Source organism: Noviherbaspirillum pedocola (genome assembly GCF_016632335.1).
GTDB lineage: Bacteria > Pseudomonadota > Gammaproteobacteria > Burkholderiales > Burkholderiaceae_D > Noviherbaspirillum_A > Noviherbaspirillum_A pedocola.
Genome location: NZ_JAEPBG010000001.1, coordinates 910,451 through 934,575, shown reverse-complemented (window position 1 = coordinate 934,575; position 24,125 = coordinate 910,451). Strand labels below are relative to the sequence as shown.

The window sequence follows — 24,125 nt, the reverse complement described above, 5'->3', positions numbered from 1 at the left end:
GCTCAATTCATGTACCGCATGGTGGTTCCGGGGTTCAGCGGAATGTCCCCAAACGTGCCCCCGCTATGCGAGAAGAAGGGAAAGAGTTGCCCTATGCGCACGGAAAAATTGACGATGCTGACGGTGATGTAGGTCGGGGCGGTGCCGGAGCATGCGGCGGCATCGCATTTGATGTCGATATTGTTGGTAGTCAGGGCCGGCTGAACGTTCGCGCCGTTCGCTGTAGTGAGAGCAATGGTCTTCGCAGTGCTGATGGCGCTGGCAAGCTGCGTGGCGTCCTTCATGTCGGTAGACGCGACCATGGACATGAACCGAGCGGCATCCCTGGTTGCCTTGTCGAGCGCGTTCCTGTACCAGAACGCGCGAGAGAACTCGATCATCCCGGCCGTGATCAGCAGCATCACGGTGGCGATGATGGCCATCTCGACGGTTGCTACGCCTCGTTGAAAATGGCTTGAGCGCGACAGGGACTTGGGCGGTTTCATTTTTCCTGGCTCAGTGGTAAAGCTTGATGTCCGTCGTGAGCTCGTTGTCCGGGACGAGGCCGGCGAATTCGACGTAAAGATTGCTGGGGATATTTGCTTGAACGGGCATGAAGAAGCGCCCGATGCCCATGATTTTCAGGGTGCTGCATTTCCCATTGCTTTGATAAGTGCTGCAGTCCGCAAGGGCAACATTCAGCACGCGTCGATCGCGGGATCCGCTGCCCTGTGAAAAGAATTGGCTTCCGCTTGATTGGTTATACGGAGAGGGAGGATCTGAGAACGTCGTACTTGTCGGATAAGCAGGCAAAGCCTGAACTTGCGGCGCGGCGGTGCTCGGATAAAGCTTGGACCAGTCCGGCGTCGTGTAAGGCGTGTATCCGCCGGATGGAGGCGTGGCGGCCCATTGGACTGCTGGACTGTAAGACCACAGCACGCCCCAGTTGCTCGCGCTTGCCGCTGGCGGCGTGAAGGGAAGAGTGATCTTGTTTTGTCCGTTTCCGCTCTGGACGAGAGAAACGCCTTGGTTAGCGGGTGCCGGAGTCATCCATTGACTGGGAAATCCCTGACCCGTTTTGTTTGCCGTGTATTCCCGGATGTTGGCATCAGGAGGAGTGGTGCAGGATGCCTTGTTAGTTTTAGGATCAAGAAAGCGGGAATTGAATTCGGCGTTCAGGCTGGATTGGAAACCTGTATTCGCGAACACATATCCGGGGAGCGTGGTAATGATGGATGCCGTACCCGAGCAAATATAAGGCAGTGCCGTCGTGGTGCTTCCGTTGCTGGGATTGCAGTTGTTATCGCTGGCGCCGGTCGGGATATCAACCGGATTCAACAGATATTTATTAGCGCTTGCGCCGAGCGGATTGAGATTGACGAGGTCATAGGTCAGGCCGCGACGATATCCGAATTCCGACAGTTCATCAGGAATTCCGGCGGCGCTGTGGCTGACTTTGCCATATTTGTTCGCAGGGTCAAGCGCACAGACTGCTATCGGGGAAATGCCCAGGGAGAAGCGGCCAGCGACTGCGCTTCCATAGGTGGTTGGCGCAGTCGTGCTGCCGTCGCCGCGGGCGACAGCAGCAACCTTCATGAAATTGACGATGTCCTGAGTTTTCGAGCCCGTGTCCACTTTGATGAACAGCAATCCCGCCGGTGAACTCTGCGCCTGAGCAACCGTCTTCCAGTTGGTCGTGTCGGGATCGTCGCCAAAGCTGATGTTTGCGTCCTGCAGCGTGACAGGCGTTGAGTATTTGAATTTGTTGCTGGACGCTGCAGACTTCGCGTTGCTGACTGCAGCGTTGATGCCGACCAGTGTGCCGTTCAATGCCTTCGCGCCGGCAAGGGCAGCCGCATCGGCTGCGTTCTGAAGTTCTGTTTTCATTTCATAGGTCTGCGCGAGATCCAGGGACAGGCCCATGAAGCCGAAAACGACAGCGAGCATGAGGCCAAAAGTAATGGCCACATTTCCTTTCTCCCTGCGAACTTTAAATGTCGCTCTCATCGCGCACCTTCTTCCATGCTGGCCTGTGCCGGCTACCTTCCTATCCCAATCGTGAACACATTCGTCTGCGGCTCCTGCGCCCGATACGACTTCTGATACTGGTCATACCCGCTCTTGCCCGCCTTGCCATCGATGCCGGCCACCGGGTCCGGATTGCGACCCGCTTCCGGATTGATGATCTGCTGCGCCTTGAGCATCGTGACCGCATCGCCGAGATGGCTGTCGAGCACCGGGGCCGGCTGCACGCAACCAGCGATCAGCAGGCATAGCGGAGTAAGCGTGAAAAGTCTGCGGCTCATGTCTGGCTCCTATTTCATTTCAAAGCCCGCGCCCAGCGCGGCATCGGCGGATTCGCGGCGCGCTGCCCTGGGCGGCGTGCCTTCCATCTTTCCGTTGATGAAGAGATCGGTGCGGCTGGGTTCGATATAGCTATCGGTCGGCAGCGGATAGTCCGGGCCGAGCGGCTTGACCAGGTGCGGCGTGATGATGAAGACCAGTTCCGAGCGATCGGTCTGGAAGTCGCTGCTGCGGAACAGCGCGCCGAGCACGGGCACTTCGCCCAGCACCGGGAAGGCCTTGATGTTGGTGACCACGTTGTTCCTGATCAGGCCGCCGATCGCGAAACTCTGGCCGTCGCGCAGCTGCACCGTGGTGGTCGACCGGCGCGTGGTGAACGAAGGCAGGATCGCGGTGGTATTGGTGCCGGTGGCGCTGATGCCGACGCCATCCTTGTTCAGGTCCGACACCTCGGGCGCGACCTTCAGATTGATGCGGCCGCCATCGAGCACCGTCGGCGTGAACTTGACCGCCACGCCGAATTCCTTTTCTTCCAGCGTGATGGTCGGCGTGGCGCCGTTGTTGGTCTGGCTGACCGGGATGAAGATCTTGCCGCCGGCGAGGAAGCTGGCTTCCTGGCCGCTGATTGCCATCACGGTCGGTTCGGCCAGCACCTTGATCAGGCCATCGGTTTTCTGCGCATCGAGCGTGGCGAAGTTGCCGTTCTTGTTGTTGAACGCGTCGAGCACACCCGGGCTGCCCGTCAGCAGGTTGTTGAGCAGCGTATAGGTCCAGCTGCCATGGGTGTGGCTCGCGCCTATGCTGGCGCCGAGCTTGTCCACTAGCGTCTTGGACACTTCGGCCACCTTCACTTCCAGCATCACCTGCTGCGGCGCGCCTATGCCCATCATGTTGATGACCTTCGGCGCGCCGCCCTGCGGGCCGGCCGCAGGCGCGCCATCCTGGCCCGGCGCGCCCTGCGGCGCACCGCCCTGGCCACCGCGCGCACTGCGCTGCACATAGGCATTCGCCAGCGCCAGCACCTGGTCCGCCTTGACGACATCCGACACCGTGCCGGAGAGGATCAGCGTATCGGCCGCAGTCGTGATCTTGATGTCCTTCTCTTCCGGCATAAGCTGCGCGAGGCGTGACTGCAGGCCGGCAGTGTCCACGTTGACCGCGATGTCGACGATGGTGGCGTCATTGGTCTTGTTCCACAGCATTAGGTTCGTGCTGCCCACCGATTTGCCGAGCATGTAGACCTCGCTCGGATTCAGCAGGATCACGTCGGCCACGCGCGGATCGCCGACCGACAGCCTGCTTGCGGCATAGGGCAGTCGCATCAGTGTGGATTTGCCTTCGGACAGATTCACCTGCGGCGCGAGTTCGACATTGTTCGTCGGCGGCATGCGCATTGTTTGCGGCGCCGGGGTGGCTACGGTCCCGGCCACGGGTGCCTTTGCCGCAGCGGCTGTCCCGGTCTTGGCGGCGGCCTTTGGCGGCGTCTTCGCCGTCAGCATGCCCGCTTCGATGCTGGTCTGCCCATGGGCATGGGTAACGGCGATCACGCCGGCAATTGCCAGCGACATACGCAGCAGGCCTTGGCTCCGTTCGATCCGGGTGTTTTTCATGAAGGCTTCTCCCTCGGGTGTTTTTGTTCCTCAGAATTCCTGCGTGCTGCGCGCCAGGCCCTTGATCACTTCGACCTGTGTGCCAGCCGGCCGCGGCGCGCGCACGGCGACATGCTTCACTACAGGGCGCGGCGCGGCCGGCTTCGTCTCGGGTTGCGCCGGCGCCTTCACATTGAACAGCGTCGCCTTGGTCGCGCCATCGGTGTTCACCGGGCTCGGATCCACCTGATTGCGCAGCACCAGCGACAGCGAGCCGACGCTGCGCGCGAGATCGAGCTTTTCCGCCTGGTCGGGCGTGACTTCCAGCGTCACCGCATTGACCACCTTGGGCTTGGTGTCGTCCCGGCTCGCTTCCTGCGCGATCGCGAGCACGAGGATGCGCTCGAGCACGATCTTCGAAATGTTTTCGCCCCTGCCATTCGCACCCGCGCCTTCGCCCTGCGTGTTGACCAGGATGTCGACGTAATTGCCCGGCAGCGCGAAGCCGGCCACGCCGACCACGTCGTTGACCCGCACCGTGATGGCGCGCTTGCCTTCGGCCACCACGGCGGAAAGGCCGCCCTGAGTTCCGGGCGGCGCGAGCTTGCCTTCCATGATCGGCTCGCCGCGCGTGATGCTGGTGCGCGTCACGCGGCTCTCGAGCGTCTTGGCATCGTTGAAGATGCCGGGTGGCTTCGAGCCCGAAGGCCAGTCGACCATGCGGATCATGTCGGGTGTGATCTTTGCGCCGAGGCCGATGTCGGTCGCAGCCACTGCAACCTTGTCCGTCGATCCTTGCGCCTGTGCGCTGATCCAGCGCGCCGCGACGACCACCGCGGCGAAGGCCAGTACGACGGCGATGATCATCGTGACTAATGCGCGGGTGTTCCTCATTTTTATCCCCTCGTTGCAGCGTCAGGACAATGCCGCGGCATTGTCGAAATAATTGCGCCAGGCCCAGTCCAGCACCCGGCTGTCCAGCTCCACCGGCGTGCCTTCGTAGCGGGCCAGGTCGCGCGCCTGGCTCACGAGGTCGCGCGGATAGCAGGCCAGCAGCGGCCGGTCCTCGGTGTAGTGCTTCTTCTCGAGCAGATAGCGGAAAGCCGCTTCGGACCATGGCACCTCGTACTGCGCGCAGGCCTGGCGGAAGATGCGTGCGTATTCTTCCTCGGTCAGCTGCCCGACATGGATCTTGTAGCCGAGCCGCCGCGTGAAGGCACCGTCGGCCAGCGCTTCCGGCGCATGGTTGGACGAGAACACCACGATCACATCGAAGGGCACCATAAACTTGTGGCCGGTATGCAGCGACAGGAAATCGCGGTTTCTATCCAGCGGCACGATCCAGCGGTTCATCAGGTCGGTCGGCGAGCAGCGCTGGCGGCCGAGGTCATCGATGATGAACAGGCCGTTGTTGGCCTTCAAATGCGGCGGCGCTTGGTAATAGCGCGTGGCCGGATCGAAATGCAGGTCGAACATGTCCATGTTCAACTCGCCGCCGGTCAGCACCGTAGGCCGCCTGCAGCGCAGCCAGCGCGCATCGCCCTGCGCGCCGCGGTCCAGCGAGGGCGCGGCGGATGCGTCTTCCAGCGCGGGCAGGTGAATCGCGGGATCGTAGACCTGCACCACTTCGCCATCGACCAGCAATGCATGCGGCACCCAGATGTCGCCCTTGAGCAGCGTGGTCAGATGTTCGGCGAGGTAGGTCTTGCCGCTGCCGGCGGGCCCATGGATGAAGATTGCACGGCCGGAGTTCATTGCCGCGCCGAGCTGCTCGAGGATGCGCGGATCTAGGACGATGTTCTCGAAAACACGCGCAAGGTCTTCGCGGCGGATGCGCATGTCGGCCACCCGCTGGCTTCGCACCTGCTCGCAATAGCGTGCGAGGCTCACCGGCGCAGGGCCGGCATAGGCATTGCGGGCCAGGCATTCGCCGGCGCGCTCGCGGCCCGGGCCGGTGAGCCGGTAATGCAGGTCAGCGTCGGTATTGGTGCCGCCGACGCGTAGGGCTTCCACCAGTTTTTCAGTGCGCATGAAGTCGACCACGCCATTGAGCACAGTCGAAGGCAGGCACAGGTGCGAGGCCATCTCGCTCAGGCGGATCTGCCCGCGCAGGAACAGGATCTTCGCAATCAGCTCCAGCATGAATAGGAAGGGCAGACCGGTTTCCTCGATCGTGCGCGGTGAACGCATCCGGGTCGTGGCCTCGGATGGCGGCGGGTCGCGGTCGGATGGATTCATTTCCATGGCTGGCTGTTCGTTGGTTTGCCGCTAGCCGCGGAAGACGTAGAGGTGGAGCAGGGTGCCGGCGAAAATGGCGACGGCGTATGGAAGATGTCCGCTGGTCTGAACCGGATATTCCGCGAGGTAGACACGCTTCGCGAGCACGCTGGAGAACATGTGCATGCCGATCAGCGTGACATTCTGAAAGCTGCTCTTCCAAGTGCGTTTGAACAGGATGAAGACGAGAGCGAGCACGCCGCCCGAAATTAGTGTGTAGATCAGAGTTGAGAACGCGGCACTGCCACCCAAGAAGCTTCCAACGGCTGCCATTAGCTTTACGTCACCGGCTCCCATAACCCGCAGAGCATATAAGGGGAAAAGGGTCAGCAGTCCGACACTTAAACCAGCTAACCAAGTGCTGAAGCCGAAGCCGTAAGGTGATAGGACTTGGTAGAGAAAGCTTGATGTGATTCCGGCCAAGATCAACCAGTTTGGGATTTTCCTGGACACGATATCAGTGATGCTCGCAATCGAAAGCATCAGGATCATTAGCGCTGTTTCGACTTCAATGAAGAAACTGCCAACGTGGATCATGCCGGAATCGATCATCACTTATTCCATCAGAGCGCTATTAGATGACTGGTGTTCTAAGTCCACTTAAGGACAAGTGCCTGAGCCTTTGTTTGCGGCATAAGCCATACAATTTCTCGCCTGTTGCCAGAGTGCGGCAAGGTTCTGTCCTAGAAGGCTTACTGTAGTAGCGATCACAATCGCTATCAGTGAAGCAAGAAGGGCGTATTCGATCGAAGTGACGCCGGACCGATCATTAAGGAAAGCGTGCATTACTTCGTTTGAAAAACAATTCTTCACAGTGCCCCCTTGCTGTTTTTGGAAATACAGGCCACGTAAAGGTGGCCTGGCTTTAACTTCAGCAAGTGTGGGAGGATGAGAGGCAATCCCTAACCGAGCCGAAAACTGCGTTAAGGTTGGTTCCAACTGCTTGCACAGCCCCAGCAATAACAACCGCAATTAACGCCGCAATCAGGCCATACTCAACAGCCGTCACACCGTCTTCTTCCCGAATAAAGTTCTTGATCATTTCCATGACGTTTCCTTTCAAGTAAAAGTAAGAGATCAATTTTTCTACCGACTACCACTACGCAGGTTTTATTGTTGGCCGGCCCACCCTCGCAACAGCGCACGCCGACGACCTCCCGCTCTCCTGCCGCTCTCATTTGCCGCTGATGCGAAAAATCAGAGCCAGCCATTTTTCCCCTTGCTCCATGCGAGCGCCGCGATTCCCGCAACGACCGCAATCAGCGATGCCACCAGCGCGCATTCGATGAAGGAGACCCCGGCCTCGTCCCGCATGAACTGCATGACCCCGAGGTCCATGCCATCGATCGAATGCATTCCCATCCCCGAATGTGTTTTGGCCGTTTCGGTCGCGAGACTGAAACCGCTTCGCTGATGATGGAAACGATACCGACAAGGCCGTCAGAGAACATCTGACAAACGCACCGATTTTTGTAGGAATTGATGACCCTGGGTTGATCGAACACCCGGGAGTTAAGTACTAGATGGATCGGGACAAATGATCAGGGAGGGGGAGGGTGTCTGACGGGTTCCGTCGCTGCGCGGGCTGTGCGAACTGCGCAGGTTAGGCTTCGATATGCGTCTGTACAACTTCTCTTACGAAGCGGCACAAGGCTGAACAAGGCTGATGCGATGCTTCGATCCGCCGCGATGCAGCGGCTCGGCACGAGCGGATTGGTGGGGTGCGTCTGGATGGCTGTCAGGCTGGCGCTTCCGGCTGCCTTATTGCCCTTTGTCGTAAGGCTTCTTTGGTTGTTTGAACTTGCAGGAGCTTATGCATGCAGGCCCGGACGTATTCATCGGAGAAGGCGCAGCCCTAGCGGTTTGATTGATCGCCCGTTGACCACGCGGGCTGCGCCCACTTTGCGAAAATACCGGGAAGGGAGAATGCCTTTTCTCAGGTGGCCCTCAGGCTCGCATTTCCACGTCGCCTCCGGCTCTAGCCGCCCCCAGCCCATGCTTCACCGCATACACATACAACTCCAGCCGATTCGCCACATCCAGCTTCTGGTAAATCGAAGTCAGATGATTCCTCAGCGTGTGCTCCGAGATGCACAGGCTCTGCGCGATGGTCTTGTTCAGCGCGCCATTGCCTTCGACGATAGCTTGAATGACGCGGCGTTCCTTGCCGGTTAGGCGGCTCTGGCGTTCCAGCTCGGGATCGGGACGCTGCGGGGCCGGGTTGATCAGGTGCCCCAGCACGCGCGAAAGCATGGCCTGGTCCAGCCACAGCTCGCCGCGGTGCACCTTTTCGATGGCCTTCACCACGTCCTGCGGCGCGGAAGCCTTGCTCAGCACGCCGCGCGCGCCACGGCGCACCGCGAGGTCGAGCTTGTCCTGGTCGGTGCTTGCGGTCAGCACCAGCACCTTGGTCTTGCCGTTCCTGATGAGGCTGGGGATCAGGTCCAGCGAGTCCTGTCCACCGAGGTCCAGGTCCAGCAGCACCAGGTCCGGCGCGAACAGGCCGGCGCGCGTCGCCGCTTCCTCGCCGTTGCGCGCGGTAGCGACCACCTGCATGCGAGGCGCTTCGCAATCGATGAGCTTTTCCAGGCCCCATAACATCGTCTGGTGATCGTCGACCAGCATCACCTGAATTTCCACTGCATTGCCCTGCATGCCTATCCCTCTTCTTATATTGGTATTTCTATGCGCACCACGGTGCAGCCGCTGCCGGCCCGGTCCACCCAGGCCTGCCCGCCCAGCGCAGCGGCGCGCTCGGACAGGGAGCGCGGCGTGAAGGCCGGCGACGCTTCCATGCATTCATTGCCGATCTCGATGCCGATGCAATGGTTTTCGTCGCGCAGCTTGAGCCAGGCGCGACGCGCGCAGGTGTGCTTGCGGATGTTGGCGTAGCCTTCGCTGATCATCTGAAAGATTTCGGCGCTCAGTCGGTCGGAAAGGTCGAGCGCGCCTTCGATGCCGAGGTCGATGTCGATGCCGTAGAAGCGCGACATCTGTTCGGCCTGGCGGCGCAGCGTGGTCTGCAGCGTGGAGCCGTTCCCGATGGCGGGGTTGCGGATGCTGCCGGCATAGCGGCGCAATTCCTGGATGACCTGGCCGCCCATCTCGGTGAGGCGGTCCAGGTCTTCGATCAACGGGTTGTCGTCGCCTGCCTTCTTGCGCATCGCATGCAGGCAAAGCTCGAGGCCGATGTAGGGCTGGATCGTGGTGTCATGCAGATCGCGCGCAATGCGCCTTCGCTCTTCGGCCGCGGCCTCGGTCGCCATGCGGTCGAGCAGGGCGATGTTCTCGATCACCGGGAAGGCTTGCGCAGCAAGCTGACTCAGAAACAGCGCATCGTTCCTGGAGAAGCCGCCGCGGCGCGATGCGATGTAGAGACGGCCTTCACCATTGCGCAGCGGCACCGGTGCGGAAATGAACTGGTCGGCGTCGAGCAGCTCGGCTACCCCGGCCGCATCCTCGCCTTCCACCGCGTTCCAGCGCCGGGTTTCGGCGTCATGCAGCCGCAGGCCGCCTATGCCGGCGAGGGCGCCGAGCAGCGAGGGCGGACGGCCGTCATACACCGCGGCGTGGCCGCGCGCCAGCGCCAGCATCGGCGCGGCAATGTCGACGCCGATGCGCTCGGCCCGGGCCGAGCGCGCGCCCTGGCTGCGTACGGCGCGGTAGCTGCAGTCGGCGCTGTCGACATCGCGGCTGACCAGGATGCAGTTGTCGGCGCGGAAGAATTCCCGGGTCTTCTCCAGCACCGTGGTGATGGTGTGATCGACGCCGAAGCGCGGATTCGACAGCCGGCTCACGTCGCGCAGCAGCGCGAGCCGGCGCTTCAGGGCGATTTCCGATTCGCCCCAGTAGGCGATCATGTAGCCCAGGCCGAGCGTGAAGGCGTCACGCAACAGCAGGCGCGGCACCTCGGTGCTGGCATTGGTGGCGATGCCGATGGCGAAATACAGCGCCGCGCAGGCGACGACGACGCGGCAGCCCTCATCGAAACCCCAGCGAAAGGATGCGGTCAGGATCGCAAAGAAGAAGAAGGGGAAGAACAGGCTCTGGCTGCCGCCGGTCGAGAGCACCATCAGCGCATACCAGCACACGTCCAGCCAGTGGATCAGCTCGCTGCCGGTGAAGGGCTTGCGCAGCTGGGTCAGGACATAGAGCGTGGCGGTGTGCAGGGCATAGCCGCAGAACACCATCCAGCTCAGGTCCATGCCCTCGTGCGGCATTTCGATGAATGCGGTGAGCAGGGCGGACACCGCCAGCACCAGTCTTACCCTGGCGATCAGCAGGGCATCGGATACATCGACCGCGATTCCGCCAGTCAGCTTGTTGTTCTTCAAGATCGGCCCGAACCAGGTTTACTGAATGTTCTGAAATTTGTAGAGAAACCCGAGGCGCTGCACTAAAAGTGAAACAAATACTTAATCAGGGCGGGTGAAACTTAAAGTCAGTTCGTTCGATAGTAGCACCAGAAAAACCCATTTGCCAATGGATGAGGTTCGTTCTGTTACCCGTTGATAAAAAACGTAATTTCCTGCCGTTAAATTCGCGACAAGGTTTCTTAATATCAATTTTTTCTTTCTGGAAAATGATTCTAAACTTTATATCGATTTCGCGCATCTCTTGAGCAAGTCTTTGTTACTTTTTGGGTGCGCTCCCGCAACCGTTACAATGGCGGCTTTCCTTCGCTAGCGTCCGCTTTTTCATGGCCCGACTTTCTCGCCTCGTCGTTCCGCAGCAGCCGCACTACGTCAGCCAGGTCGGGCATGACAGGCAGCCGGTCTTCCGCGACGCCGAGGATTGCTCGGCCTATCTGAACTGGTTGCGCGAGGGTGCCCGGAAGTTCCGCGTGGCGATTCATGCCTATGTCCTGCTGCCGGAAGCAATCGATCTGCTCGCCACACCCGCCGACGCGGAGGGCCTGCCGCGGCTGATGCAGTGGCTCAGCCGCTATTACGTGCCTTACTTCAATCGCAAATACGGCCGCACCGGCACGCTCTGGGGCGGACGCTACCGGGCGGCGGTACTGGATGCGCCGAGCTGGCTGCTCGATTGCTGCCGCTACCTGGAAATGCAGCCGGTGCGGCTTGGCGCGGCGGCGGAGCCTCAGGAGTATCGCTGGTCCAGCTTTGCCCACCATGCCGGCATACAGGCCGATCCGGTGATCACCGACCATCCGCTGTACTGGGCACTGGGCAACACGCCCTTCGAGCGCGAAGCGGCTTACCGGCACCGCATGGAAGCCGGGATGTCGGCTGCGGAAACCGAGCGGCTCGCCTCGGCGCTGCGTTCCGGCTGGGCGCTGGGTCCGGAAGCGTTTCGCAGCGAGATGGAAAGAAAGACTGGACGCAGAGCTGGTCCGGCGCGGCGGGGAAGGCCGCCAAAAGCGGAAGTCGTATCCTGAAAGAGGCACAAGCTACGCGTCTCATTGATCAGGCATGGGTCCCTGCGTTGAACCTGCCGCCCGGAACGGGAACTTGCCCGAATTGCGCATTTCGTAAGCAGAAAACCAGCGATACACCCGCTTCCTGCACCGTAACCACTCTGTCCCCAATTAAAATGAACCTTGATGGGGCGTAAATTTTAATTGACTCCGACCCCAATTTTTCCTCTTGAACCGCGTACGGTGATCGACTATTCTTCAGGCTCATTTGTTAAAGCAGTGGAGAATCCCCATGCACGCGCAAGGTCTATACGATCCCCGCAATGAGCACGACGCCTGTGGCGTTGGTTTCATCGCCCACATCAAGGGCGTCAAGAGTCATTCCGTCGTCGAGCAGGGACTGCTGATCCTGAAGAATCTCGACCATCGCGGCGCGGTCGGCGCGGACAAGCTGATGGGCGACGGCGCCGGCATCCTGATCCAGATCCCGGATCAGTTCTACCGCGAAGAGATGGCCAAGCAGGGCGTGAATCTTCCGCCGGTCGGCGAATACGGCGTGGGCATGGTGTTCCTGCCGAAGGAAAGCGCTTCGCGCATCGCCTGCGAGCAGGAAATCGAGCGCGCGGTGCTGGCCGAAGGCCAGGTCGTGCTCGGCTGGCGCGATGTGCCCATCGATGTCGACATGCCGATGTCGCCGACGGTGCGCGCGAAAGAGCCGGTGATCCGCCAGATCTTCATCGGCCGCGGCCAGGACATCATGGTCACCGATGCGCTGGAGCGCAAACTGTATGTGATCCGCAAGTCCTCCGGCCATGCGATCCAGGCGCTGAATCTCCTGCACGGCAAGGAGTTCTTCGTGCCGTCGATGTCGGCGCGCACCGTGGTCTACAAGGGCCTGCTGCTGGCCGACCAGGTCGGCTTGTATTACAAGGACCTGCAGGATGCGCGCTGCGTGTCCGCCCTGGCGCTGGTGCACCAGCGTTTCTCCACCAATACCTTCCCCGAGTGGCCGCTGGCCCACCCGTACCGCCTCTTGGCGCACAACGGCGAGATCAACACCGTCAAGGGCAACTTCAACTGGATGCGCGCGCGCGAAGGCGTGATGAAGTCCGCCGTGCTGGGCGACGACCTGAAGAAGCTGTTCCCGCTGATTTATGAAGGCCAGTCCGACACCGCCTGCTTCGACAATGCGCTCGAGCTGCTGGTCATGGCCGGCTATCCGATCGCCCAGGCGATGATGATGATGATTCCGGAAGCGTGGGAAAACCACACGCTGATGGATGACAACCGCCGCGCCTTCTACGAATACCATGCCGCGATGATGGAGCCCTGGGACGGCCCCGCCGCGATGGCCTTTACCGATGGCCGCCACATCGGCGGCACGCTGGACCGCAACGGCCTGCGCCCGGCGCGCTACATCGTCACCGATGACGACTTCGTGGTGATGGCTTCCGAATCCGGCGTGCTGCCGATTCCGGAATCCAAGATCATCAAGAAATGGCGCCTGCAGCCGGGCAAGATGTTCCTGATCGACCTGGAAGCCGGCCGCATCATCGATGACAAGGAACTGAAGGACACCTACGCCAACGCCAAGCCGTACAAGCAGTGGATCGAGTCGGTGCGCATCAAGCTCGACGACCTGGCCGCGGAAAAGAGCGAGCAGAATTCCGAGCAGGCGCTGCTGGACCGCCAGCAAGCCTTCGGCTACACCCAGGAAGACCTGAAGTTCCTGATGTCGCCGATGGCGGTGCAGGCCGAGGAAGCCACCGGCTCCATGGGCAACGACTCGCCGCTGGCGGTCATGTCCAACAAGAACAAGACGCTGTACCACTACTTCAAGCAGCTGTTCGCGCAGGTGACCAACCCGCCGATCGACCCGATCCGCGAAGCGATGGTGATGTCGCTGGTGTCCTTCATCGGCCCGAAGCCGAACCTGCTCGACACCAACAACATCAACCCGCCGATGCGCCTGGAAGTGTCGCAGCCTATCCTGGACTACAGCGACATCGCGCGCCTGCGCAACATCAGCGCCCACACCGGCGGCAAGTTCCGCTCGCATGAGCTGGACATCTGCTACCCGGTCGCCTGGGGCAAGGAAGGCATTGAAGCGCGCCTGGCCTCGCTGTGCGCGCAAGCCGTGGACGCGGTGCGTTCCGGCCACAACATCCTGATCATCTCCGACCGCAACCTGAATGCGCAGAACGTTGCCATTCCGGCGCTGCTGGCGACTTCGGCCATCCATCTGCACCTGGTGTCCAAGGGCCTGCGCACCTCCACCGGCCTGGTGGTGGAAACCGGCTCGGCCCGTGAAGTGCATCACTTCGCGCTCTTGGCCGGCTACGGCGCCGAAGCGATCCACCCGTATCTCGCGATGGATACGCTGTGCGACCTGGCGCGCGGCCTGCCGGGCGACCTGTCGGCCGACAAGGCGATCTACAACTTCCAGAAGGCGGTGGGAAAGGGCCTGATGAAGGTGATGTCCAAGATGGGCATCTCGACCTACATGTCTTACTGCGGCGCGCAGATTTTCGAAGCCATCGGTTTGAACAAGGCACTGGTCGACAAGTACTTCAAGGGCACTGCGTCCAACGTGGAAGGCATCGGCGTGTTCGAAGTGGCCGAGGAAGCGCTGCGCCTGCATCGCCTGGCTTTCGGCAACGACCCGGTGCTGGCCAATGCGCTGGACACCGGCGGCGAATACGCCTTCCGCGTGCGCGGTGAAGACCACATGTGGACGCCGGACGCGATCGCCAAGCTGCAGCACTCGGCGCGCGCCAACAACTTCAGCACCTACAAGGAATACGCGCAGATCATCAACGATCAGTCGCGTCGCCACATGACGCTGCGCGGCCTGTTCGAGTTCAAGCTCGACCCGGCCCGCGCGATCCCGCTGGACGAAGTCGAACCGGCCAAGGAAATCGTCAAGCGCTTCACTACCGGCGCGATGTCGCTCGGCTCGATCTCGACCGAAGCGCATGCGACGCTGGCCATCGCGATGAACCGCATCGGCGGCAAGTCCAACACCGGCGAAGGCGGCGAGGACGAGGCGCGCTATCGCATGGAGCTGAAGGGCATCCCCATCAAGAAGGGCGAGACCCTGGCTTCCGTGATCGGCAAGGACCAGGTCGAAGTCGATCTGCCGCTCCTGGAAGGCGATTCGCTGCGTTCCAAAATCAAGCAGGTGGCATCGGGCCGTTTCGGCGTGACCGCCGATTACCTGGTGTCGGCCGACCAGATCCAGATCAAGATGGCGCAGGGCGCCAAGCCCGGCGAAGGCGGTCAGCTGCCTGGCCACAAGGTGTCCGAGTACATCGCCAAGCTGCGCTTCTCGGTGCCGGGTGTGGGCCTGATCTCGCCGCCGCCGCACCATGACATCTATTCGATCGAAGACCTGGCGCAGCTGATCCATGACCTGAAGAACGTCAATCCGCAGGCATCGATCTCGGTGAAGCTGGTCTCCGAAGTCGGCGTGGGCACCGTGGCTGCGGGCGTGGCGAAAGCCAAGGCCGACCACGTCGTGATCGCCGGCCATGACGGCGGCACCGGCGCGTCGCCGCTGTCCTCGATCAAGCATGCCGGCACGCCCTGGGAACTGGGCCTGGCCGAGACCCAGCAGACGCTGGTGCTGAACGGCCTGCGCAGCCGCATCCGCGTGCAGACCGACGGCCAGATCAAGACCGGCCGCGACGTCGTGATCGCTGCGATGCTGGGCGCCGACGAGCTCGGTTTCGCGACCGCGCCGCTGGTGGCCGAAGGCTGCATCATGATGCGCAAGTGCCACCTGAACACCTGCCCGGTGGGCGTGGCCACGCAGGACCCGGTGCTGCGCGCCAAGTTCCAGGGCAAGCCGGAACACGTGGTGAACTTCTTCTTCTTCGTCGCCGAAGAAGCGCGCCAGATCATGGCGCAGCTGGGCATCCGCACTTTCAACGAGCTGATCGGCCGCACCGACCTGCTCGACAAGTCGAAGGCGGTCACCCACTGGAAGGCCAAGGGTCTGGACTTCACGCGCATCTTCCATCAGCCACAGCTGCGCGACGCCACCCCGCTGTACCAGGCCGAGTTCCAGGACCATGCGCTGGAAAACGCGCTCGATCACAAGCTGATCGCGCAAGCCAGGCCAGCGCTGGACAAGGGCGAGCGCGTGTCCTTCATCTCGCCGGTGAAGAACGTGAACCGCACCGTCGGCACCATGCTGTCGGGTGAAGTGGCGAAGCGCTATGGCCATGCGGGTCTGCCGGACGACACCATCCATATCCAGCTGCAGGGCACCGCGGGCCAGTCGGCCGGCGCGTTCCTGGCGCATGGCATCACGCTGGACCTGGTGGGCGAGGGCAATGACTATGTCGGCAAGGGCCTGTCGGGCGGCCGCATCATCGTGCGCCCGAACACCGAGTTCCGCGGCCGCGCGGTCGACAACATCATCATCGGCAACACCGTGCTGTACGGCGCGATTGCGGGTGAAGCGTTCTTCAGCGGCGTCGCCGGCGAACGCTTCGCGGTGCGCAACTCCGGCGCGGTCACCGTGGTGGAAGGCACCGGCGACCATGGCTGCGAATACATGACCGGCGGCACCGTGGTGGTGCTGGGCAACACCGGCCGCAACTTCGCGGCAGGCATGTCGGGCGGCGTGGCGTATGTGTATGACGCCGACGGCGACTTCGCGAAGAAGTGCAACATGTCGATGGTGGCGCTGGAGCCGGTGTTGACCGCGGCCGAGCAGGAGAAAGCGATGCCGCGCGCGGTGTGGCACAGCCTGCAGCGCAATGGCGCAGGGCAAGCCGACGAGGCGATCCTGAAGGGACTCATCGAGCGCCACTTCAAGTACACCGGCAGCACCCGCGCCCGCGCGCTCCTGGACGACTGGGCCAATGCCCGCGCCAAGTTTGTCAAGGTGTTCCCGACCGAGTACAAGCGCGCCCTGGGCGAGCTTGCCGCGGCGCGGGAAGCGAAGTCCAAGGACAAGGTCGCAGCATAAGCAATCCACATAGTTACCCGCGCGGCGCATGGCCGCCGCGCGGCTTCGAGGCGAGATCACACAATGGGTAAAGTAACCGGCTTTCTGGAATTCCAGCGTCTGCAAGAGGCAAGCGAGCCTGCGAACGCGCGGATCAGGCACTACAAGGAATTCACGCTCCACCTGAGCGACGACCAGGCCAAGGTGCAGGGCGCGCGCTGCATGGACTGCGGCATCCCGTTCTGCAACAACGGCTGCCCGGTCAACAACATCATCCCGGACTGGAATGACATGGTGTATCGCGGCACCTACCGCGAAGCGCTGGAGAATCTGCATTCCACCAACAACTTCCCGGAATTCACCGGCCGCATCTGCCCCGCGCCCTGCGAGGCGGCATGCACGCTGGGCATCAACAGCGATCCGGTCGGCATCAAGTCGATCGAGCACTTCATCATCGACAAGGGCTGGGAAAACGGCTGGGTCGTGCCGCAGCCGGCCGAAACCAAGACCGGCAAGAAGGTCGCCGTCGTCGGCGCCGGCCCGGCCGGCATGGCCGCGGCGCAGCAGCTCGCGCGTGTCGGCCACGACGTGACCGTGTTCGAGAAGAATGACCGCGTCGGCGGCCTGCTGCGCTATGGCATTCCTGACTTCAAGATGGAGAAGTCGCACATCGATCGCCGCGTCGAGCAGATGAAGGCCGAAGGCGTGACATTCCGCACCGGCGTGCTGGTCGGCAAGGACTTCCCGGCCAAGATCATGAACCTGGCCAAGGAAACGATCTCGCCGGAACAGCTGCAGAAGGACTTCGATGCAGTGATCATCACCGGCGGCGCCGAGCAGCCGCGCGACTTGCCGGTGCCGGGCCGCGAGCTCGACGGCGTGCACTACGCGATGGAATTCCTGCCGCTGCAGAACCGTGTCAATGCCGGCGACAAGCTCAAGGACCAGATCAAGGCCACCGGCAAGCATGTGGTCGTGATCGGCGGTGGCGACACCGGTTCGGACTGCGTCGGCACCTCGAACCGTCACGGCGCCGCATCGGTGGTGCAGTTCGAACTGCTGCCGCAGCCGCCGGAGACCGAGAACAAGCCGCTGGTGTGGCCGTACTGGCCGACCAAGCTGCGCACCTCGTCCTCGCACGAGGAAGGCTGCGACCGCGACTGGGCGGTGGCGACCAAGCGCCTGGAAGGCAAGAACGGCAAGGTCGAGAAGCTCATCGCCGCGCGCGTCGAATGGAAGGACGGCAAGATGGTCGAAGTGCCGAATTCCGAGTTCGAGCTCAAGGCCGACCTGGTGCTGCTGGCCATGGGTTTCGTGTCGCCGGTGCAGGGCATCCTCGATGCCTTCGGCGTGGAGAAGGATGCCCGCGGCAACGCGCGCGCCGCTACCGAAGGCGACAAGGCCTATTACACCTCGGTGGACAAGGTCTTCGCCGCCGGTGATATGCGCCGCGGCCAGTCGCTGGTGGTGTGGGCGATCAGAGAGGGTCGCCAGTGCGCCCGCGCCGTCGATGAATACCTGATGGGTTCGTCGGTTCTGCCGCGCTAATAAGAGCGGATCGCGCGGCATGCGATTGCAAGCGCATGCCGCGCTCATTCGAAAACAGGCTCCGGCCTGTTTTTTTATTGGCGCGTGGACAGGAAGGCGCGCCAGGACGCTCGTAGCTCGTAGGTTGGGCTGCCAAGCCCAACATGGCAATCGCGGGCCGCGAACCTGTTGGGCTTGGCAGCCCAACCTACAATTTGTGGCGGCCGCCTCTTCAAGCGCTCATCTGCGTTGCAGCGGATGACGCACCGCCGCAGGCATTTTCGCTTTCTGCTCTACAATCACGTCTTTCCAAAAAAAATACCTCCAGTGCCCAACCTAGTAGAAATCCGCGACTTGCATTTCGGTTATGGCGAGCGGCCCATACTTTCGGGGCTGCAGATGGACTTCCCGCGCGGGAAGGTCGTCGCCGTGATGGGCGGCTCCGGTTCTGGCAAGACCACTATCCTGCGCCTGATCGGCGGCCAGCTGGCGCCGCAGCGCGGCAGCATCAGCGTCGATGGCGAGCCGGTGCGCACCAATGACACCGCCGCGCTGTACCGCATGCGCCGCAAGATGGGCATGCTGTTCCAGCACGGCGCGCTGTTTACCGATCTGACGGTGTTCGAGAACGTCGCCTTTCCGCTGCGCGAGCATGCCGACCTGCCCGAGGAGCTGATCCATGACCTGGTGCTGATGAAGCTCGAAGCGGTCGGCCTGCGCAATGCGGCAGAGTTGAAGCCGGCCGAGATTTCCGGCGGCATGGCGCGCCGGGTTGCGCTGGCGCGCGCGGTGGCGCTGGATCCGCAACTGATCATGTATGACGAACCCTTTGCCGGGCTCGATCCGATTTCGATGGGTGTGACCGCGAACCTGATCCGCCGTCTCAACGACGCGCTCGGCTCGACCTCGATCCTGGTGTCGCATGACGTGCACGAGTCGTTCATGATCGCCGACTATGTGTATTTCCTGTCCGCCGGCGCCATCGTCGCCCACGGTACGCCGCGCGAGATGATGGATTCCACCGACCCGTATGTGAAGCAGTTCGTGCATGCCGAGAGCGACGGGCCGGTGCCTTTTCACTATCCCGGAAAATCTCTCGCCGAAGACCTCGGGCTGGGAGGCCGGCCGTGATTGCGCGTTTCCTCGAGGCCATCGGCCGCGCGGTGCGCGAGTTCGTGGTCAATCTCGGTTTTGGCGCACGCACCTTTCTGACGCTGCTGCGCAGTTCCGGCAGCCTGCTGCGCCGCCTGCGCCTGGTGACCGACCAGATTCACTTCATCGGCAATTACTCGCTGGTGATCATCGCGGTCTCGGGCCTGTTCGTCGGCTTCGTGCTCGGACTGCAGGGTTATTACACGCTGGCCAAGTACGGCTCGGAACAGGCGCTGGGCGTGCTGGTGGCGCTGTCGCTGACGCGCGAACTCGGCCCCGTGGTCACTGCCTTGCTCTTCGCCGGCCGCGCCGGCACCTCGCTGACCGCGGAAATCGGTCTGATGAAGGCAGGCGAGCAGCTCGCGGCGATGGAAATGATGGCGGTCGATCCGATGGGCAGGGTATTGGCGCCGCGCTTCTGGGCCGGCGTGATCGCGATGCCGATACTGGCGACCATCTTTTCCGCGGTCGGCGTCGTCGGCGGCTACGTGGTCGGCGTGCTGCTGATCGGCGTGGATTCCGGCGCCTTCTGGTCGCAGATGCAGGCCGGCGTCGATATCTGGCAGGACATCGCCAATGGCGTGCTCAAGAGCATCGTCTTCGGCGTGGCGGTCACTTTCATTGCGCTGTACCAAGGCTATGAAGCCAGTCCGACGCCGGAGGGCGTATCGCGCGCAACGACGCGCACCGTGGTGATCGGCTCGCTGACCGTGCTGTGGCTGGATTTCCTGCTCACCGCGCTGATGTTCAATAAATAGAAGCAACCAGGATTACGCATATGCAACGAAAATCTCTTGATATCTGGGTCGGACTGTTCGTGGTGCTCGGCGCTGCGGCGCTGCTGTTTCTGGCGCTGAAGGCCGGCAACATGAGCTCGCTGTCCTTCGGCAAGACCTACGACGTTACCGCCCGCTTCGACAACATCGGCGGCCTCAAGGCGCGCGCGCCGGTCAAGAGCGCAGGCGTGGTGGTCGGCCGGGTCGCGTCGATTGCGCTCAACAACAAGACCTTTCAGGCGGATGTGATGCTTGAGCTGCAGAGCCAGTATCAGTTCCCGAAAGACACCTCGGCGAAGATCCTGACCTCGGGCCTGCTCGGCGAGCAATACATCGGGCTGGAACCGGGCGGCGACACCGCCAACCTGGCGCAGGGCGACCGCATCGAGATGACACAGTCGGCGATCGTGCTGGAAAACCTGATCAGCCAGTTCCTGTTTTCGAAGGCCGCAGAAGGAAGTCCGGGCAATGGCGGCGCCCAGGGAGCGAGTGAGGGCAACAAGAAATGAGGCATGCAGCATGGCGTCTTGCGGCGCCGATCGCGCTGGCAACGGCGCTGGCCGGTTGCGCCACCGGGCCGAACCGCAATCCGGCCGATCCGCTCGAGCCGTTCAATCGCACGGTGTTCAGTTTCAATGACAAGGTCGACCAGTACGCATTGAAGCCGGTGGCGACCGTCTACAAGAACACCGTGCCTTCGTTCGCGCAGACCGGCGTGTACAACTTCTTCGGCAATCTCGCCGACGTCTGGACCGCGATGAACAACCTGCTGCAGGGCAAGGGTGCCGACGGCGTGTCGGACATCATGCGCGTGGCGGTGAATTCGACGCTGGGCCTGTTCGGCGTGCTTGATATCGCCAGTGAAGCCGGCTTGCAGAAACACAAGCAGGATTTCGGCGCCACGCTCGGCGTCTGGGGCGTGGGTGCGGGGCCGTACGTGGTGCTGCCTTTCCTCGGCTCGTCGACGGTGCGCGACACCGCGGCGCTGCCGGCGGATTACGCCGCCGATCCGTGGCGCTATGTCGACCCGGTCTGGACCCGCAATACCGGCTCGGCGCTTCGCATCATCGATTTGCGCGCCGGCGTGCTGAACGCATCGAACCTGGTCGAGGAAGCCGCGCTGGACCGCTATGAATTCATCCGCGACGCTTATCTGCAGCGCCGTGCGAACAAGATCAACAGCGGCCGCGAGCGTGAGGGGCAGGGCGCGGACGACTATTCGTTGCCCGAAGACTTCGATGCCGAGTCGAAAACGGACAAGCCTTCATCAACGAATGCCCCTGCGGCCAAGCCTTCTCCGGAACCCGCCCCGGCGGTTGAGCTCCAACAGGAAAAGGCGCCGGCGGCGCCGGCGAACTCGGGCAGCCAGCCTGCGTTCATTCCCGAACCCGCCGCTGTCCCCTCCCGGTAATGCAGCGCCGGGCGCGATCCGCCCGGCCATCAACAAAGGAAACGCTATGTTCAGGAAACTGTTTGCATTGATACTGCCCGTCGTCATGGCGGGTTTCATGGGCGCGGCGCAGGCGCAGGAATCGCCGGAAGCCTTTGTCCAGCGCATCAGCACCGATGTGCTGGATGCGGCCAAGAACGACAAGAGCATCCAGAGCGGCAACCAGCAGCAGGTGTTGAAGCTGGTACAGGAAAAGATCCTGCCCTATGTCGACTTCAAGCGCATGACCGCGCTGGCCGCCGGCCGCTACTGGCGCGAAGCCACGCCGCAGCAGCAGGACCGGCTGTCTTCGGAATTCCGCGATCTGCTGATCTATACCTATGCCGGCGCGATCGCGCAGATCCGCGACCAGCAGCTCGAGTTCAAGCCGTCCCGCAACGATCCGTCCAGCAGCACCGTGGTCGTGCGTTCGCAGGTGGTGCAGCCGCGCGGCGAGCCGATCGAGCTGGATTACCGGCTGGCCAAGACGGGCGACGGCTGGAAGATCTATGACCTCAACGTGCTTGGCGCCTGGCTGGTGGAAACCTACAAGGGCAATTTCGCCAGCGAGATCAGCAAGGGCGGCATCGACGGCCTGATCAATACGCTGGCCGAGCGCAACAAGCGCCTCGCCGCCGGCGGCCTGCGCCCGGCGGGCAAGTCTTCCTGATCGTGGCGATGATGCAAGTCCCTGATCGTCTCACTTTGGCCAACGCGCGCGCCGCGCTGGCCGAGGGCCTTTCCGCCATCGCCGCCGGGCAACGCGAATTCGATTTGTCGCCCGTGACGGCGGTCGATTCCTCGGCGGTGGCGCTGGTGCTGGCGTGGAAGCGCGCCGCCCGTGCCAGTGGCTCGGAACTCGTCATTGCCCATGCGCCGGAGAGTTTGCATAGTCTGGCGCAGCTCTACGGCGTGGCGGGCTTGTTGTAGGGTGGGTGAAGCCCACGCGGTCTGCGCGAGATCGACCGGATGGTGGGTTTCACCCACCCTGCGGCCTTCCAAGGTCTTCGCAGGAAATCCCCTATAATCGACCCTCTTTTGCCGGCGGCTCTGTCCGCCGGTGCTCTTTTCTGAACAAGACCCAGCCAGCATGGCAGCCATACAGATCAACGACGTAAAGAAACGCTACGGTTCACTGCAGGCGCTCGGCGGCGTGTCCTTCGCCATCGAAGAAGGCGAATTCTTCGGGCTGCTCGGCCCGAACGGCGCTGGCAAGACCACCCTCATTTCCATACTCGCCGGACTGAATCGTGCCGATTCGGGCAGCGTGTCGGTGATGGGCTACGACGTGGTGAAGGATTACCGCCAGGCGCGTCGCCACCTCGGCGTGGTGCCGCAGGAACTGGTGTTCGATCCGTTTTTCACGGTGCGCGAAACCCTGCGCATGCAATCCGGCTACTTCGGCCTGAAGAACAACGACGCCTGGATCGACGAGGTGATGCACAACCTCGACCTGACCAACAAGGCCGACGCCAACATGCGCGCGCTGTCCGGCGGCATGAAGCGCCGCGTGCTGGTGGCGCAGGCGCTGGTGCACAAGCCGCCCGTGATCGTGCTCGACGAGCCGACCGCCGGCGTGGACGTGGAGCTGCGACAGACGCTGTGGAAGTTCATCGCGCGCCTGAACCGCGAAGGCCATACCGTGGTGCTGACCACGCACTATCTCGAAGAGGCGCAGGCGCTGTGCAACCGCATCGCGATGCTGCGCGGCGGGAAGGTGGTGGCGCTGGATACCACGTCGGCGCTGATCCGTCGCATCTCGGGCTCGCAGCTGGAAATCCGGTTGGCGCAGGGGCAGTTGCCCGAATCGCTCAAGCCCCTGCTCGCGCATGCGCCGACCAATGGCAATACCTATGCGCTGCGCATCAGCGAATACGCAGATGTCGAGCCGATCCTGGCGACGCTGCGCCAGGAAGGCGCGCTGATCGAAGAGATGCAGCTGCACCAGGCCGACCTGGAAGATGTGTTCATCGAAATCATGGATGGCAATAAATGACCGGCTTTTCCACGCTGTTCTACAAGGAGATCCTGCGTTTCTGGAAAGTGGCGACGCAGACGCTGACCGCGCCCGTCGTCACCGCGATGCTGTACCTGCTGATCTTCGGGCATGTGCTGCAGGGCAGGGTGGAGATTTATCCCGGCGTGACCTACACCGGCTTCCTGGTGCCGGGCCTGGTGATGATGAGCGTGCTGCAGAACGCCTTCGCGAATTCTTCCTCCTCGCTGATCCAGTCCAAGATCACCGGCAACCTGGTATTCGTGCTGCTGCCGCCGCTGTCGCACTGGGAGATCTTCTCCGCCTATGTGCTGGCGGCCATGGTGCGCGGCATCGCGGTGGGACTGGGCGTGTTCATCATCACCGCGTGGTTTGCGCATCTGTCCTTCGTCGCGCCATGGTGGATTGCGATCTTCGCATTGCTCGGCGCAGCCATCCTCGCGACCATGGGCTTGATCGCCGGCATCTGGGCGGAAAAATTCGATCAGCTCGCCGCCTTCCAGAATTTCCTGATCATGCCGGCAACATTCCTGTCCGGAGTGTTCTATTCCATCCACTCGCTGCCACCTTTCTGGCTTGCGGTATCGCACGTAAATCCGTTTTTTTATATGATTGACGGCTTTCGTTATGGCTTCTTCGGACAGTCCGACGTCCCGCCGACCACCAGCTTCGCCATCGTGGCAATCTTCTTCATCGTGCTGGCCGGCATCGCCATTCATCTGCTGAAAAGCGGCTACAAGCTGCGTCATTGACGATGCGTTC

Annotated in this window: 23 protein-coding genes; 11 read left to right on the top strand and 12 right to left on the bottom strand. The window is 62.2% G+C overall.

Translation table 11 applies throughout. The annotated features are described in order from the left end of the window. Positions 1 to 2: 2 nt before the first annotated feature. From JJB74_RS04240 to JJB74_RS04185, 12 genes are all read right to left on the bottom strand, one after another. Complete coding sequence (locus JJB74_RS04240; protein ID WP_267913128.1) at positions 3 to 485, bottom strand: TadE/TadG family type IV pilus assembly protein; 483 nt, start codon at positions 483 to 485, stop codon at positions 3 to 5. Positions 486 to 495: 10 nt separating this feature from the next. Continuing rightward, complete coding sequence (locus tag JJB74_RS04235) at positions 496 to 1,986, bottom strand: TadE/TadG family type IV pilus assembly protein (RefSeq protein WP_200590536.1); 1,491 nt, start codon at positions 1,984 to 1,986, stop codon at positions 496 to 498. Between the two features lie 32 nt (positions 1,987 to 2,018). Further along, positions 2,019 to 2,285 carry a pilus assembly protein gene (locus tag JJB74_RS04230; RefSeq protein ID WP_200590535.1) on the bottom strand — a complete coding sequence of 89 codons (267 nt, stop codon included), beginning with the start codon at positions 2,283 to 2,285 and terminating at the stop codon, positions 2,019 to 2,021. Between the two features lie 9 nt (positions 2,286 to 2,294). Continuing rightward, positions 2,295 to 3,893, bottom strand: coding sequence for a type II and III secretion system protein family protein (locus tag JJB74_RS04225; RefSeq protein WP_234483670.1), 1,599 nt, complete (start codon positions 3,891 to 3,893; stop codon positions 2,295 to 2,297). 30 nt (positions 3,894 to 3,923) lie between these two features. Next, entirely contained in the window at positions 3,924 to 4,766 is an 843-nt protein-coding gene (gene cpaB / locus JJB74_RS04220; RefSeq protein WP_200590534.1) for a Flp pilus assembly protein CpaB, read from the bottom strand. A gap of 21 nt (positions 4,767 to 4,787) precedes the next feature. Further along, entirely contained in the window at positions 4,788 to 6,116 is a 1,329-nt protein-coding gene (locus JJB74_RS04215) for a P-loop NTPase family protein (protein WP_200590533.1), read from the bottom strand. Between the two features lie 24 nt (positions 6,117 to 6,140). Next, complete coding sequence (locus JJB74_RS04210) at positions 6,141 to 6,701, bottom strand: A24 family peptidase (RefSeq protein ID WP_200590532.1); 561 nt, start codon at positions 6,699 to 6,701, stop codon at positions 6,141 to 6,143. Between the two features lie 48 nt (positions 6,702 to 6,749). Then, a complete protein-coding gene (locus JJB74_RS04205; RefSeq protein WP_200590531.1) occupies positions 6,750 to 6,935 on the bottom strand; it encodes a Flp family type IVb pilin in 186 nt (61 codons plus the stop codon). 85 nt (positions 6,936 to 7,020) lie between these two features. Next, positions 7,021 to 7,197, bottom strand: a complete 177-nt coding sequence (locus JJB74_RS04200) for a Flp family type IVb pilin (RefSeq protein ID WP_200590530.1) — start codon at positions 7,195 to 7,197, stop codon at positions 7,021 to 7,023. A gap of 149 nt (positions 7,198 to 7,346) precedes the next feature. Beyond that, positions 7,347 to 7,505, bottom strand: coding sequence for a Flp family type IVb pilin (locus tag JJB74_RS04195; RefSeq protein ID WP_200590529.1), 159 nt, complete (start codon positions 7,503 to 7,505; stop codon positions 7,347 to 7,349). Between the two features lie 591 nt (positions 7,506 to 8,096). Further along, positions 8,097 to 8,804, bottom strand: a complete 708-nt coding sequence (locus JJB74_RS04190) for a response regulator (protein ID WP_234483659.1) — start codon at positions 8,802 to 8,804, stop codon at positions 8,097 to 8,099. Positions 8,805 to 8,818: 14 nt separating this feature from the next. Then, the gene (locus tag JJB74_RS04185; RefSeq protein ID WP_200590528.1) at positions 8,819 to 10,483 is read right to left on the bottom strand and encodes a sensor histidine kinase; all 1,665 of its coding nucleotides are present in this window, start codon (positions 10,481 to 10,483) and stop codon (positions 8,819 to 8,821) included. Between the two features lie 365 nt (positions 10,484 to 10,848). Here JJB74_RS04185 and JJB74_RS04180 point away from each other — a divergent pair, with 365 nt between their 5' ends. The 11 genes from JJB74_RS04180 (at position 10,849) to JJB74_RS04130 (ending at position 24,115) form a co-directional block, all read left to right on the top strand. After that, entirely contained in the window at positions 10,849 to 11,547 is a 699-nt protein-coding gene (locus tag JJB74_RS04180; RefSeq protein WP_200590527.1) for a transposase, read from the top strand. A gap of 271 nt (positions 11,548 to 11,818) precedes the next feature. Further along, a complete protein-coding gene (locus JJB74_RS04175) occupies positions 11,819 to 16,504 on the top strand; it encodes a glutamate synthase-related protein (protein ID WP_200590526.1) in 4,686 nt (1,561 codons plus the stop codon). A 63-nt stretch (positions 16,505 to 16,567) separates the two neighbouring features. Beyond that, positions 16,568 to 18,031 (top strand): glutamate synthase subunit beta, encoded by a 1,464-nt coding sequence (locus JJB74_RS04170; protein ID WP_200590525.1) that lies wholly within the window; start codon positions 16,568 to 16,570, stop codon positions 18,029 to 18,031. Positions 18,032 to 18,337: 306 nt separating this feature from the next. Continuing rightward, on the top strand, positions 18,338 to 19,141 hold the full coding sequence (locus JJB74_RS04165; RefSeq protein WP_200590524.1) for an ABC transporter ATP-binding protein: 804 nt from the start codon (positions 18,338 to 18,340) through the stop codon (positions 19,139 to 19,141). Continuing rightward, complete coding sequence (mlaE, locus tag JJB74_RS04160; protein ID WP_200590523.1) at positions 19,138 to 19,920, top strand: lipid asymmetry maintenance ABC transporter permease subunit MlaE; 783 nt, start codon at positions 19,138 to 19,140, stop codon at positions 19,918 to 19,920. Before JJB74_RS04165 ends, mlaE begins: the two co-directional genes overlap by 4 nt. Before the next feature lie 20 nt (positions 19,921 to 19,940). Then, a complete protein-coding gene (mlaD, locus tag JJB74_RS04155; RefSeq protein WP_200590522.1) occupies positions 19,941 to 20,447 on the top strand; it encodes an outer membrane lipid asymmetry maintenance protein MlaD in 507 nt (168 codons plus the stop codon). Continuing rightward, positions 20,444 to 21,349 (top strand): MlaA family lipoprotein, encoded by a 906-nt coding sequence (locus tag JJB74_RS04150; RefSeq protein ID WP_200590521.1) that lies wholly within the window; start codon positions 20,444 to 20,446, stop codon positions 21,347 to 21,349. Before mlaD ends, JJB74_RS04150 begins: the two co-directional genes overlap by 4 nt. Positions 21,350 to 21,395: 46 nt before the next feature. Continuing rightward, complete coding sequence (locus tag JJB74_RS04145) at positions 21,396 to 22,037, top strand: MlaC/ttg2D family ABC transporter substrate-binding protein (RefSeq protein ID WP_200590520.1); 642 nt, start codon at positions 21,396 to 21,398, stop codon at positions 22,035 to 22,037. An 8-nt stretch (positions 22,038 to 22,045) separates the two neighbouring features. Then, entirely contained in the window at positions 22,046 to 22,297 is a 252-nt protein-coding gene (locus JJB74_RS04140; protein WP_200590519.1) for an STAS domain-containing protein, read from the top strand. A 160-nt stretch (positions 22,298 to 22,457) separates the two neighbouring features. After that, complete coding sequence (locus tag JJB74_RS04135; RefSeq protein ID WP_200590518.1) at positions 22,458 to 23,363, top strand: ABC transporter ATP-binding protein; 906 nt, start codon at positions 22,458 to 22,460, stop codon at positions 23,361 to 23,363. Beyond that, positions 23,360 to 24,115 (top strand): ABC transporter permease, encoded by a 756-nt coding sequence (locus JJB74_RS04130; RefSeq protein WP_200590517.1) that lies wholly within the window; start codon positions 23,360 to 23,362, stop codon positions 24,113 to 24,115. The genes JJB74_RS04135 and JJB74_RS04130 overlap by 4 nt, the downstream gene beginning before the upstream one ends. Positions 24,116 to 24,125: the final 10 nt, after the last annotated feature.